This window comes from Pseudomonas sp. DTU_2021_1001937_2_SI_NGA_ILE_001, assembly GCF_032463525.1.
GTDB lineage: Bacteria > Pseudomonadota > Gammaproteobacteria > Pseudomonadales > Pseudomonadaceae > Aquipseudomonas.
The window spans coordinates 5,205,395-5,217,901 of the sequence record NZ_CP135971.1 but is presented as its reverse complement, the minus strand read 5'-3'; the positions used below and the strand labels follow the sequence as shown (position 1 = coordinate 5,217,901).

Below are 12,507 nucleotides of genomic sequence, written 5' to 3'. Positions count from 1 at the left end.
GGAAGACCTCCAACATGCATTGCCCTTCTGCCCTCGCCGGCCGGAACGTATCCGGCTTACCCACGCAAAGCCGAACACTGTCACCGCTACCGCTGCGTTTGATGGTGGTGATGATGATCTGCTGCCTCCTGAACATCGCGGTCCGCTACCTCTGCGGATGGTTGAACGACTCCCCTGAAGACTTTCAGCGCTCCGTGGAGGATATCTGGAACGCGGCCATGTCCTGGCCGGGCGCCCTGGCCCTTGAGGGCTGCCTTGCCCTGCTGCTGACACGCTGGTATCTGCAGCATCATGGCCTGCTGGATCTCACTGGCTACACCAGAACCATCGCGCTACTCGCAAGCCTCAACCTGCTGAGCAGTATCGTCCTCAACCGGCTTTACAGAATGTTCTGGCAGACTGTGATCGACATGCAGGACCCAGTACTCAGCAGAACGCTCATCGGTTTGCTCCAAGAGCCTATGAACATACTGTTCTACGTGCTCACCACCCTGCTGCCGTTGTGGCTGAGCCTGCACGTTGCACGCATTTCGGGGCACTTCGAAGCCGGACGTAGCGCCGTCGGACGCACTGAACTGGCGCTGGCCTTCGGCCTGACGTTCAGCCTGTTCTGCACCAAATTTCTCGACTGGCTGAAATGGATCACCAACGGCTACCACTCGAGCGATGCGTGGGCGCTCGCTCATATGATCTGCGCCCTATACGCCCTGGTGGCGTGCATCGCCGCACTCAGGCACTGCGCACCGTATACAGCGGCACTGCCTGTCGGCCGCCTGCTTTACCGCGTCACACTGTGCGCCGGGCTTTGGCTGGCGGCAGTTGCGCAGCTCTATTGGGGGCTGGCCATGCTGGGTCATCTCGGCCTTGAATTCTTGATAAAGGGCTTCGTTCCACTCTCTGCGCTGACGCTGGCGATGTTGCTCTGGGCGCTGACAAAGCACGCGCTGCAACATTTCAATTCGCCTGCTCCGGGCGAGCCCTGTCAGCGCGCGCCACGGGTGCCGGGCGAACCAGGCCTGCTGCGCCAACTGCCTGTTCAGGCGATGATCGCATTGATGATCTGCTCTGCGCTGTCGATTGCCTCCCGCTGGTTTCGCCGCTGGCTGCAGATGCCCCCCGAAATGTTCCAGTACTACCTGCACGACCTGTGGAAGTGGGCGGCGACCTGGCCTGCGGAATTGGCCACTAAAACAGGCTGCGCCCTGCTGCTGGTCCTCTGGTACATGCAACGCCATGGCCTGAAGCAACTCATACGGCCCGGGCGTTGGCTGGCACTGTTCTTTATCCTCTATTTAATCCTCTATCTGATCCTCTACTTCGGTCTCGGCACGCTCTACCAACTGCTGGAGCAACTCTTGCGGCCCTGGCTGGACGACCGCGAGACTCGACATATAGCGCGTCTGCCTCGCATCCTGCTCAATCAAGGCCATTTCCTGCTCCTCGCGCTGCTGCCACTGTGGCTCAGCCTGCACCTGACGCGCACCCATGGTCAGGTAGAGTCCGGACCAAGCCCGGTCACGCGGGCTGAAGCCGCCCTGCTGTTCGGGCTGATGTTCCATCTGGCCTACCAGACCCTGTTGACGCTGGCGCTGACGTTCATTGATTCGACCTACGAGTTAAGGGGCGCCATCGCGGTCAGCCAACTGGCCGGGCTCCTGTATGGAGCAGTCGCAATGGCCGCTGCCTACCGGTTCTTCGCGCAGCCGTTGCCGCGCCTGCAGGTACGACGTCTACTGGGCAGCCTGGCCGTGTGCATGGTGGTCTGGCTGGTGGTCTTGGCACAGATGGGGTCCTTTCTGTTCGTCCTGATCGACAGTCGCCGTTACGGTGACGCGGAGTTCTACACCCTGCCGTTCGGGTTCATTCTGCTCGGGCTGCTGTGGCCATTGACGCAACTGAGCCTGCGTTTGGTCTACCGCCCCACTACGGCCTGAGCATTCAGGGAACCGTGTTGCCATTCACACGGGATAGCGCCACAGGCTCGACACGCTTCACAGGCGAGCGCGATGCCGGTATATCTGCCGGCATCCGCTAAACATTGTGAAAGCACTCAGCATGTACGACACGCCGCCAACCGCTACCCAAGCTGCCCCCAACGCCACGCTCAAACCTGCTGCACCTTCGCGGCTGCCCGTGCAGATGCTGCTCGCCATCATGGCGTTCAGCATGGTCGCGCTGGTGCTGCGTTGGGTGGTGATGTGGTTCACCCTGCCGCACGAGCATTTCACGGCCTACCTGAACAACCTGTGGCAGGTCGCCGCCTACCTGCCCGGCGGCCTGGCCGTCGATGGCTGCTGTGCCTTGCTGATGACACGCTGGTACCTGCAACGCCACAACCTTGTCGACGTCACCCGGCCGAAGCGGCTCATCATGATGTTCCTGGGGCTTTATGTCACCGCCGCCGTGCTGGTGGCGGTGCTCTACAACATGCTGTGGTGGCTGCTGGCAGGCTGGGCCGAAAACCAGGCCGACGCGCCCGACTTCACGGTGCTGATGCAACCCCTGAACCTGCTGTCGTTCGTACTGACCACCCTGCTGCCGCTGTGGCTGAGCCTGCACCTGATGCGCATCAAGGGCCTGGTCCAGCCGGGGCAAGGCGTGGTCAATCGAGGTGAAGCGGCACTCGCCTGTGCGCTGTTGTTCAGCGCCATCTACGTCAAGCTGCTGACCCTGGTGCCCATGGCCAACAGCAGCGCCTACAACGGTGACTGGCTGATCCCGGTCGGCAGCGCCGTGGGCCTGCTGTACGGCCTGGTCGCGCTGCTGGCCGCACACAAGGCGCTGCCGCCACAGCTGTCGTACCTGGCCATCGGCCGTCTGCTGGTGAGCATGCTGCTGTGCGTGTCCATCTGGCTGTCGGTGGCCTTGGCACTGTGCTTCGTGCTGTTCACCGCGCTGCTCAGTGGCTCGCAGATGCTGGTGCTGTCGCTGCTGCTGATCTTCTGGCTGGTGCTGCTGGCGCTGCTGTGGTTCATGACTCAACTGAGTCTGCGGTGGGTGTATGGGACTAGTTCACTGAGATAGGCAACGCCACATGGCTCGTTCATAAAAAAGGACGGCCTATTAGGCCGCCCCTTTCATCTTTTCAGGCTCATCTCTTGACTATGGGAGCCTTGATTACACCGTCACGCGAACATCGCGCTTGAGCTGGTCGGCAGGCTGATCAACTGGATATCAGAGGTCTGAATTTGTTCGATGGTGTTGTAACCCGCGAACCAGTCCTTGAGCAATACGCCCTCCTTAGGCTCCTCCCCTGCTGTGTATTTAGACCTGTGCAGATAGAGGTCGGCACCGATACGATCCATTAGAAGATCAACGCTGCGGATATAAGATAGAACGAGCTTATCGCCCCGGCTTGCGCCTGTGTCCTGGATTGTTACCAAAGCACTGGTATCGACCGTATAGGTGTCATCACCTTCCCCGCCCTCTGCCCTGCCGCTGGCCTTGAGCACTAGCTTGTCATCACCCGCGCCGCCGAATAGTGAAAAATCAAGTCCAGTACCAGTCAACACATCATTGCCATCGCCGCCGTCGGCCGTGCCGTGTACGACAGTGATAACATCAGCACCTGCCTCACCATACGCTCGGCTGCCTCGGTCATCTGCGGCAGTCACGATATTGTCGTTACCGCTACCGCCATAAAGCGTGTCTGCCTGCGGGCCGTTGGTCTGGCCTTCGAGCGTGAAGGGAGCGATCTGGGAGTACAAGCCACCATAGATGTAGTCGTTCCCGTCGCCCCCGTTGATAAGATCGTTGCCAAGGCCTCCCTCCAAGTAATTGGCGCCCGAGTCTCCGATCAAGACGTCGTCAAAATGGCTGCCTACTACCCTTTCAATATTGAGCAGTACATCGCCCTCGGCATCCCCGCCTTGGTTGATCTGTGTCTGCAAATTGATACTGACCGCGGTCGAGTTGGTGATGTACCAAACGCCGTCCACGCCTGCGCGACCGTCAATGGTGTCTGCGCCAGCTCCGCCTATAAATGTGTCTCCCACATTTGAGCCTAAGAGCGTGTCATTGAGCCCGCTACCCTGAAAAATCTCGACTCGAGTATAGGTATCGCCTGCGGCATCACCTTTGTTAGCGGTACTAGTAAGGAGATCAATAGTCACTGCTTCTTCAGACAGTTCGTACGTAACCATATCCTGGCCACCCGCACCATCAATTCCAGTGGCCGTGCTACCGCCGTAAAACACGTCGTTGAAATTAGATCCGCCGAAAGCCTCGATGCTTGTGAACGTATCTCCGGTACCGATTCCTGAGACAACATTCGTTCTCAGATTAAGAACCATGGCCTCCTTACTATCGATGTAGCCAGCTGTGTCGTAGCCAGCGCCGCCGATGAATTGATCGGCACCTGCGCCACCGTAAAGGGTGTCGTTGCCCGAACCGCCGGTAATGACGTTGTCCAATCCGTTGCCATAGCCCGTGAAGTTGCCAGCACCGACATAGGTCAAGCGCTCCACGTTTTCAGCCAGGTAGGTGTTATTGGGATTGATCACCGACACCCTTACCTCATCGTCACCACCGCCCGCCTGCTCGACAATGACCGGGGTGTAGCCCACACCGATGTTGTACACATCGTTACCGGCACCGCCTTCCAGTCGAAAGCCGATCGCCACACTGAAGGGACCAACGGTGATGGTGTCGTCGTAATCCGAACCGATTACGTGTTCGACAGCCGTCAGGATCGTACCCTCAGCGTCGCCGCCCGTACTCGGTACACCGGCACCATTGCGCAGATAGACGTTCACGGCCCCCGATGAGCCCGAATAGTCAACGGTATCGAAACCCGCACCACCGTTGAAGTCCATGCCGCTGCCATCGCCCACAAACGTATCGTCGTAGTTCGAGCCACCGATCGCCTCAATCTCGCTGAAGGTATCGCCAGCTGCAATCCCGCTGTGCACACCGGTCTTGAGATTGACGGTCACACCCACCTTGCTGTCGAGGTAGCCGGCTGTGTCGTAGCCAGCGCCGCCGATGAATTGATCGGCACCTGCGCCACCGTAAAGGGTGTCGTTGCCCGAACCGCCGGTAATGACGTTGTCCAATCCGTTGCCATAGCCCGTGAAGTTGCCAGCACCGACATAGGTCAAGCGCTCCACGTTTTCAGCCAGGTAGGTGTTATTGGGATTGATCACCGACACCCTTACCTCATCGTCACCACCGCCCGCCTGCTCGACAATGACCGGGGTGTAGCCCACACCGATGTTGTACACATCGTTACCGGCACCGCCTTCCAGTCGAAAGCCGATCGCCACACTGAAGGGACCAACGGTGATGGTGTCGTCGTAATCCGAACCGATTACGTGTTCGACAGCCGTCAGGATCGTACCCTCAGCGTCGCCGCCCGTACTCGGTACACCGGCACCATTGCGCAGATAGACGTTCACGGCCCCCGATGAGCCCGAATAGTCAACGGTATCGAAACCCGCACCACCGTTGAAGTCCATGCCGCTGCCATCGCCCACAAACGTATCGTCGTAGTTCGAGCCACCGATCGCCTCAATCTCGCTGAAGGTATCGCCAGCTGCAATCCCGCTGTGCACACCGGTCTTGAGATTGACGGTCACACCCACCTTGCTGTCGAGGTAGCCGGCTGTGTCGTAGCCAGCGCCGCCGATGAATTGATCGGCACCTGCGCCACCGTAAAGGGTGTCGTTGCCCGAACCGCCGGTAATGACGTTGTCCAATCCGTTGCCATAGCCCGTGAAGTTGCCAGCACCGACATAGGTCAAGCGCTCCACGTTTTCGGCCAAGTAGGTGTTATTGGGATTGATCACCGACACCCTTACCTCATCGTCACCACCGCCCGCCTGCTCGACAATGACCGGGGTGTAGCCCACACCGATGTTGTACACATCGTTACCGGCACCGCCTTCCAGTCGAAAGCCGATCGCCACACTGAAGGGACCAACGGTGATGGTGTCGTCGTAATCCGAACCGATTACGTGTTCGACAGCCGTCAGGATCGTACCCTCAGCGTCGCCGCCCGTACTCGGTACACCGGCACCATTGCGCAGATAGACGTTCACGGCCCCCGATGAGCCCGAATAGTCAACGGTATCGAAACCCGCACCACCGTTGAAGTCCATGCCGCTGCCATCGCCCACAAACGTATCGTCGTAGTTCGAGCCACCGATCGCCTCAATCTCGCTGAAGGTATCGCCAGCTGCAATCCCGCTGTGCACACCGGTCTTGAGATTGACGGTCACACCCACCTTGCTGTCGAGGTAGCCGGCTGTGTCGTAGCCAGCGCCGCCGATGAATTGATCGGCACCTGCGCCACCGTAAAGGGTGTCGTTGCCCGAACCGCCGGTAATGACGTTGTCCAATCCGTTGCCATAGCCCGTGAAGTTGCCAGCACCGACATAGGTCAAGCGCTCCACGTTTTCGGCCAAGTAGGTGTTATTGGGATTGATCACCGACACCCTTACCTCATCGTCACCACCGCCCGCCTGCTCGACAATGACCGGGGTATAACCCACACCGATGTTGTATACATCGTTACCGGCACCGCCTTCCAGTCGAAAGCCGATGAAGGAACTGAAGGGACCGACAGTGATGATATCGTCGTAATTCGAACCGATAACGCCCTCAATGCTATACAGAATATCCCCTTCGGAATCACCGCCACGACCGGCCAAGCTCAGCCCTTGGCGTACATTCACGTTGACCGCTTCGGCGGACGCCGAGTAGTCGACGGTATCCGATCCGGCACCACCATCAATTCTGTCTGCCCCCAAACTCCCCTTGATCAAATCGTTACCAGCCAAGGCATTGATCTGATCGTCTTCCGCTGTTCCAGTGAGGACATCGGCACCAGCTGTCCCATTGATAACTGCCATTTGCTGCTTCCTTGTCTTGATGTTGGATGGACTAACAACACGGCAAGGTCGGAGGGCCATGTCGTAAACACCATTGCTGAATGGCTTTCGGCAGTTTTTAAGAAAAATTAAGAAGCAACTGGGTGCACAACCATTTTTTGTGAATCCGCCCCCCATTTACGGGGCACTGGATACTTCAGAGTATCTAGTCAAACTCTGACAATCTCTCCTAGGACAATCAAGTTGGCTGTAATGTATGAGCGGACCTCCTATTGGAATCCCTGGCATTACCAGCCTACGAACGGACTCATCCCCATGCCCCATCGCAAGCAGTTGCACCACGACGGCTACCTTCTCCTGCGCAACGCCATCCCCGCCGAGTGGCTGGACGCCTTGCGCGCGACGTTCGACGCCGGATACCGCCCTTCCGAGCAGTGGCCGGTACCACGTGGCGCAGATTGGCGACATTCGATGCTGGACGACGACGTGAGGGTGCAGCAGGTCTGCCGCTTGCCACAGGTGTTGGCGGCGGTGGGGGAATTGATTGGCGAGCGGTTCTTTCTGGCCCAGGTGGAGGGGCGTGAACCGGTGGGCGGTGGCGGGCATCAGCGTCTGCATCGTGATCTGTCGACGCAGCGCCCCGGCGATAGCGTCAGCATCCTCGCTTACCTGGACGACTACGGGCCGGCCAATGGCGCCACGCGCCTCGTACCGGCCAGCCATCGTCGTGCGGACTGCGATCTGGACGACGAGTCCGCGGCCATGCAGCTGAGCGGCCGCGCCGGGGACATGCTGGTGTTCGACGTCGACCTAGTCCACGCCGGCAGCCTGAATATCAGCGCTGCACGGCGTCGCACGCTGCTGATCGGCTATGCCGCGCTGCCGCTGTACGAGCAGTATCAGCAGACGGCGCGGCTGCGCAATGTGCGCATGGACACCCGCGAGTGTTTCGACCCGCGCGACTATCGGTTCTGAGCCCGAACGTCAGCCGCGACGCTGCAGCACGTCGAGCTGCTGCTGGGCGGCAGCGGCCTGCCAGTAGGCATTGAGGATGGCAGCCATTTCTTCGTAACCGATCTTGCGACCGCCGGTCATCAGCCCGGCGGAGTTGATACGAATGTGCGGCTGTGGCTTTTTCAGGGCCATGGCCTGGTTGCCAAACAGCTGGAAGCGGGCGCGGTGCACCGGCAGGTTAGCGCCAGGGCGCAAGGTGAGTTTCTGCAGGGTGATCAGGCCTTCGTCCTTGACCAGAATGTCTTCCACGTCCACCAGCTCAACCGGCGCGCTGAGGGTATCGACGATCACCTGCCGACGGGTCAGCTTCATGAATGGCTTCTGCCCCGAATCGCGGTGCTGCCAGGTCACCAGCATGAACAACAGGGCCAGCACCAGCATGAACACGGCCAAGCCTGTGCTGCCATTTTTCAGCCCCATGACAAGAAAAACCACGGCGATCAGCACGAACAACGGGCCGAGGGTTTTCCAGCGGCGAGAGTTGGTGAACTCGGTCTGTTCCGGTACTGCCTCGATCAGTTTCTTGAGTTCGGCCACCTCGCGGTCGCGCTGGGCACTCTGCGAAGCGTGGTAATCGGCGCTGAGGGAGTCGGAAAGACCAGCGAGTGGGTCGGTGTGCGGGGGATTGGTCATGGCGCGGGTCCTTGGTTCAGGTGTGGGCGCAAAGGTCCTTGCGCCCCTGTGATCACTGGGCCTTGTTCAGGTAGTCGGTAAGAAATGCCTGGGCGTCGCCCTGCTCGGAAAGCCCGGCGTTGTAGACGACATTGACCGGGTTGGCCTGGCCGGACAGGTAGAGTTCGCCCCAGTTGCCCTGGAGGATCAGTACCACGAATTTCTTGCCGTCGACGGTGGTGGAGTAGCGGGTATCGCGGGAGGTCTTTTCCACGTCCATTTTCTGGATACGCATGTTCCAGTCGTGATCGACGTCTTCGAGCTGCACCAGCGCCTTGTTCTCGCTGCGCTCACCGATGCGCAGGGTCCAAACCTTGAGACCCTGTTCGCCAGAGTAAGCCTGTACCTTGTCGGCCACCGGTGGGCGGTCTTCGGCGTGGGCCAGGCCGGTCATGAGAATCAGGGTAGCGGCCAGCCAGGTGGCCGATTTGAAAAGTCTGCGCATCGTTCAGGCTCTTTGGTTGTCAGAAGGGTAGCTCATTGAAATGTGCTGACTCCGGCCTGCCAAGCACCGCGACCGCCGCGCACAACACAAAGGCCGATTCTCACAACTGGCGGGGTGTTCGCGTTACCATGCGCCGCCGTTCGACCAAGCCTCCATGGAAGTACCTGTAATGGAACGCTGGAACCCCTACCTGGACACGCAGTTCAGCTTCGACCAGCCCGCCACCCTGGCCAAGGCCGGTGTGCTGGACAGCGCCGCCGGGCAGCTGCACGGCAGCGCCATCGGGCACTATCGGGCGCGCAGCGTGCGCCCACACCTGCAGTATTTCGACTGCAACCTGCAGTTCACCGAGCCACTGCGCATCGACAAAGTGCTGCCCGGCAGCCTGTGCATCGTGCAGGTCCTGCACGGCCAGTGGCAGCACCGCGTAGACGGCCGGCTCAACCAGTACACCACCGGCGCGCCCCACTTGCTGGGGCTGAGCGAGAGCATGGAAGCCGTGGACCAGCTGCCGGCCGGCAGCCATGCGCGCATGGCCGGGCTGCGCATCGCCGGTGAATACCTGCACGAACTGGCCGAGGAAGACCCCAGCCTGCAACCCTTGCTGGGCCTGCTTGACGACGGTATCCAGTTCTCCGCGCTGCAACACTGCCAGGTCTTGGGTGGCTTGCTTACCCGGCTCTATCACTCGCCCTTCCAGGGTGCCCTGGAACGCCTGAACCAGGAAAGCCTGAGCCTGGCGGTGCTGGTGGAGCTGGCCGCGCACTTCAAGGACCAGCCCCCGCGCCCCTCGCAGGCGGTGCGTGGTCAACGCGACCTGGCCTTCGAGGCGCGCCGGCAACTGGACCTGCAGTTGCTGGAGCCACCGGGCAGCCAGGCCCTGGCGCGCCAGCTGGGTGTCGGCGAGACCACCCTGCGCCGTGCCTTCGGCCAGGTGTTCGGCCAGTCGATGCTCGACTACGTGCGCCAACAGCGCATGGAGTTGGCGCGCACCATGCTGCGCCAGCGCAAATGGCAGGTCGCACAGATCGCCTACCGTCTTGGCTACGCCAACCCAGCCAACTTCAACCATGCGTACAAGGCGCATTTCGGCCATCCGCCAGGTGCCGAACGCTGAGACAGGGCTTGGCGCGGCGCGTCGGGGGCGGCTAAGGTGGGCGGCCACTTGGCTTTTCAAGGACGCCACGCATGACCGCCCCCTGCACTTCACTGGAAGAAGTTCGCCAACGCATCGACCATATCGACCATGAACTGGTCAGCCTGCTGGCCCGTCGTGGCCAACTGGTGACCCAGGCTGCCGCCTTCAAGAAAACCACCCAGGACGTTCGTGCTCCGGAGCGGGTCGAACAGGTGATCGCCCGGGTGCGTGCGCTGGCCGAACAGACCGGCGCCGCGCCCGATGTGGTGGAAGACGTATACCGGGCGATGATCGCTGCGTTCATCGCCGAAGAACTCAAGGCCCATGCCGCCTTGACCCCACGCTGAGGGCGACAGGCAGATGCCGTAGTAGCGGCTTCAGCCGCGAAGCGACCGCATGTTCACAGCAGATGCATTGACTTCGCCGGCCTAATCGCGAGCAAGCTCCAACAAAAGCTTGAGCGCGCCTAACCTGCCTGTATGCACATAAAGCCGCCTACCCGTCTAGATAGCGCTTCTATGCGCTACCCAGGCGCCCCAGAACAGGCTCTGGAAGAATCGCTGGCCCGGTTCGAAGCCTCCCTGCTCCAGCAATTGCTTCACCGCTTCCTCGGAAGCCGGCGGGTCGGCGCCCTGGAGGATCTTGCCCAACTTGGCCTGCACCTCTTGCGCCGTCGCGCCCTGCTGACGCCAGCGTTCGGCCCAGACGTCGAGCAGGAACGGCTGCTCGGCATAGCGGTAGTGATTGCCGGCCAGCACCAATGGCGCCCCGCTGGGCAGGCGCCGGGCGATGGACGCCAACAATCGCTGCTTGGCTTCGTCTCCGGGCACATGGTGCAGCACGCCGATCAGCGTGGCCGCGTCGAAGCTCGCCTCGTCCGGCAGGTCGTCCACGCTGCCTTCCACCAGCTCGGTGCGCTCCAGCAGCCCTTGGGCCTGCAAATTCCCTGCAGCGGCTTGCAGCATCGCCGGTGCCGGGTCCACGCCGACGAAGCGCCAGCTCGGACGCAGGGTCGACAGGCTGATGATCTCCTGGCCGGTGCCCCCCACGCCCACCACCAGAATGCGCGCCGCCGCCCGCTCCCCCAGGCTGGCGGCCAGCACACAGGCCGTCAGTTCATGGCAGGCGTCATAACCGGCGAGGGCGATGCGGCTCTGTACGGCGTACTCGGCGGCACGCGAAGCGTCGAATTTGGCAGCGGGGTCAACGGGCGGGGCAGTCATGGGCAAGCTCCTGTGTGAACCCACACTCTAGCCCTCGGATTCAAACTCCTTAAATCGCCATTTTTCATTTAGGTCATTCCTGCGAGGAATGACAGCGACGATCAACGTGGGCACTATCCTCAAGGCAGCTGCTCGTAGCGCTGCTGGATGCGCGCCAGTTCGCCCGTCGCGCGCAATTGCTCCAGTGCATGGCGCCAGTCGTCCACCAGACTGTCGTCGCAGTCAAGGCTGAAGGCGATGTACAGCGAAGCACGGTACAGCTCGACCGGAATGCGCCGCAGGGTGCCCACAGGCATGTTCAGTTGACGGCTGTAGTACGCCACTCCGGCATCGGTATCGCCGACGATGATGTCAGTACGACCGGCCATGAGCATGCGGTACAACTGCAGGTTGTCCGTCGCGCTTTTGTCCAGGTTGCTCAGGCCCATGGCCTGCAGCGTGTCAGGGATCAGCCCGTCAGACCGGGTCGTGATTCGTTCGGCCCGGCGCAGCTGTGCCAGGCTGTCGATCTGCGGCATACCGCTGCGCTGGTAGGCGTGGATGGACTCTTCGACCACCGGCCCCACCCACTTGTACAGCGCTTCGCGTTCCGGGGTGCGGAACATCGAATACATGATCATCCGCGGTCGCGTGCGCAGCACATGGCTGGCACGCATGCTGGGCAGCATGGTGATTTCGAACCGGTCGCCGGTCAGCGCCATGATCGCCTGCACGATCTCGGTGCTCATCCCGGTAAGCCGGCCGTTTTCCCGATAGTTGTAGGGCGCCCACTCTTCGGTGACGACCTGATAGGGCTCGGCCTTGCCCGAGGCGGCGCATAACAGAGTCAGCAACGCGACCACACGTAGCGAACGTCTCATAGGTTCGGCCTGGTTAAAAAGAGGCTCGGCAGCGACCTAATGATCCCGCCTGCATGGCAAGCATAGTCGCCCGCGCCAATACGGTTCTTGCCGTCACGTGTTCCTGCGACCACTCATAAAACCCAGCATTACCTGCACATGGCTATATGTCGGCTACTTATTCGACAGCTTTACCTGCCCAATGCGTCGTCCAGAAGCGGGTCCGTTCCAGACACATGCAGAAAACCCGGCTAAATGCAGTCGTCAGTAGAGCGGCATACCGCGGGTGCTCAACGAACCGCATAAAGATTTATCAGGCTGACATGCAACCTTCATCACAGTGTGC

The 12,507-nt window shown here is 60.7% G+C and carries 10 protein-coding genes; 5 read left to right on the top strand and 5 right to left on the bottom strand.

All coding sequences use genetic code 11. The annotated features are described in order from the left end of the window. Positions 1-14: 14 nt before the first annotated feature. Entirely contained in the window at positions 15-1,934 is a 1,920-nt protein-coding gene (locus RRX38_RS22905; RefSeq protein WP_315960768.1) for a hypothetical protein, read from the top strand. Positions 1,935-2,055: 121 nt separating this feature from the next. After that, entirely contained in the window at positions 2,056-3,024 is a 969-nt protein-coding gene (locus RRX38_RS22900) for a hypothetical protein (protein WP_315960767.1), read from the top strand. Positions 3,025-3,125: 101 nt separating this feature from the next. Here RRX38_RS22900 and RRX38_RS22895 read toward each other — a convergent pair whose 3' ends face one another. Then, on the bottom strand, positions 3,126-6,851 hold the full coding sequence (locus RRX38_RS22895) for a calcium-binding protein (protein ID WP_315960766.1): 3,726 nt from the start codon (positions 6,849-6,851) through the stop codon (positions 3,126-3,128). Positions 6,852-7,145: 294 nt separating this feature from the next. Here RRX38_RS22895 and RRX38_RS22890 point away from each other — a divergent pair, with 294 nt between their 5' ends. After that, positions 7,146-7,805 carry a phytanoyl-CoA dioxygenase family protein gene (locus RRX38_RS22890; RefSeq protein WP_315960765.1) on the top strand — a complete coding sequence of 220 codons (660 nt, stop codon included), beginning with the start codon at positions 7,146-7,148 and terminating at the stop codon, positions 7,803-7,805. A gap of 9 nt (positions 7,806-7,814) precedes the next feature. Here the strand turns inward: RRX38_RS22890 and RRX38_RS22885 are convergent, their stop codons facing one another. Both RRX38_RS22885 and RRX38_RS22880 read right to left on the bottom strand, forming a co-directional pair. Next, positions 7,815-8,477: a hypothetical protein gene (locus tag RRX38_RS22885; RefSeq protein WP_315960764.1), complete on the bottom strand. Its 663-nt coding sequence runs from the start codon at positions 8,475-8,477 to the stop codon at positions 7,815-7,817. A gap of 52 nt (positions 8,478-8,529) precedes the next feature. Continuing rightward, positions 8,530-8,961, bottom strand: a complete 432-nt coding sequence (locus RRX38_RS22880) for a hypothetical protein (protein WP_315960763.1) — start codon at positions 8,959-8,961, stop codon at positions 8,530-8,532. 169 nt (positions 8,962-9,130) lie between these two features. Here RRX38_RS22880 and RRX38_RS22875 point away from each other — a divergent pair, with 169 nt between their 5' ends. Beyond that, the gene (locus RRX38_RS22875; RefSeq protein ID WP_295470555.1) at positions 9,131-10,078 is read left to right on the top strand and encodes a helix-turn-helix transcriptional regulator; all 948 of its coding nucleotides are present in this window, start codon (positions 9,131-9,133) and stop codon (positions 10,076-10,078) included. Positions 10,079-10,149: 71 nt separating this feature from the next. After that, positions 10,150-10,446 carry a chorismate mutase gene (locus RRX38_RS22870; RefSeq protein ID WP_315960762.1) on the top strand — a complete coding sequence of 99 codons (297 nt, stop codon included), beginning with the start codon at positions 10,150-10,152 and terminating at the stop codon, positions 10,444-10,446. Between the two features lie 156 nt (positions 10,447-10,602). On the opposite strand, the gene RRX38_RS22865 is transcribed toward RRX38_RS22870, so the two are convergent. Together RRX38_RS22865 and RRX38_RS22860 are read right to left on the bottom strand one after the other, a co-directional pair. Next, positions 10,603-11,322: a class I SAM-dependent methyltransferase gene (locus tag RRX38_RS22865; RefSeq protein ID WP_315960761.1), complete on the bottom strand. Its 720-nt coding sequence runs from the start codon at positions 11,320-11,322 to the stop codon at positions 10,603-10,605. Positions 11,323-11,441: 119 nt separating this feature from the next. Then, positions 11,442-12,182 carry a substrate-binding periplasmic protein gene (locus tag RRX38_RS22860; RefSeq protein ID WP_315960760.1) on the bottom strand — a complete coding sequence of 247 codons (741 nt, stop codon included), beginning with the start codon at positions 12,180-12,182 and terminating at the stop codon, positions 11,442-11,444. Positions 12,183-12,507: the final 325 nt, after the last annotated feature.

Coding starts and splice junctions, on each gene's coding strand:
- RRX38_RS22865 (WP_315960761.1), bottom strand. CDS start 11,322: ATGACTGCCCCGCCCGTTGACCCCGCTGCCAAATTCGACGCTTCGCGT.
- RRX38_RS22900 (WP_315960767.1), top strand. CDS start 2,056: ATGTACGACACGCCGCCAACCGCTACCCAAGCTGCCCCCAACGCCACG.
- RRX38_RS22875 (WP_295470555.1), top strand. CDS start 9,131: ATGGAACGCTGGAACCCCTACCTGGACACGCAGTTCAGCTTCGACCAG.
- RRX38_RS22885 (WP_315960764.1), bottom strand. CDS start 8,477: ATGACCAATCCCCCGCACACCGACCCACTCGCTGGTCTTTCCGACTCC.
- RRX38_RS22860 (WP_315960760.1), bottom strand. CDS start 12,182: ATGAGACGTTCGCTACGTGTGGTCGCGTTGCTGACTCTGTTATGCGCC.
- RRX38_RS22880 (WP_315960763.1), bottom strand. CDS start 8,961: ATGCGCAGACTTTTCAAATCGGCCACCTGGCTGGCCGCTACCCTGATT.
- RRX38_RS22870 (WP_315960762.1), top strand. CDS start 10,150: ATGACCGCCCCCTGCACTTCACTGGAAGAAGTTCGCCAACGCATCGAC.
- RRX38_RS22890 (WP_315960765.1), top strand. CDS start 7,146: ATGCCCCATCGCAAGCAGTTGCACCACGACGGCTACCTTCTCCTGCGC.
- RRX38_RS22895 (WP_315960766.1), bottom strand. CDS start 6,851: ATGGCAGTTATCAATGGGACAGCTGGTGCCGATGTCCTCACTGGAACA.
- RRX38_RS22905 (WP_315960768.1), top strand. CDS start 15: ATGCATTGCCCTTCTGCCCTCGCCGGCCGGAACGTATCCGGCTTACCC.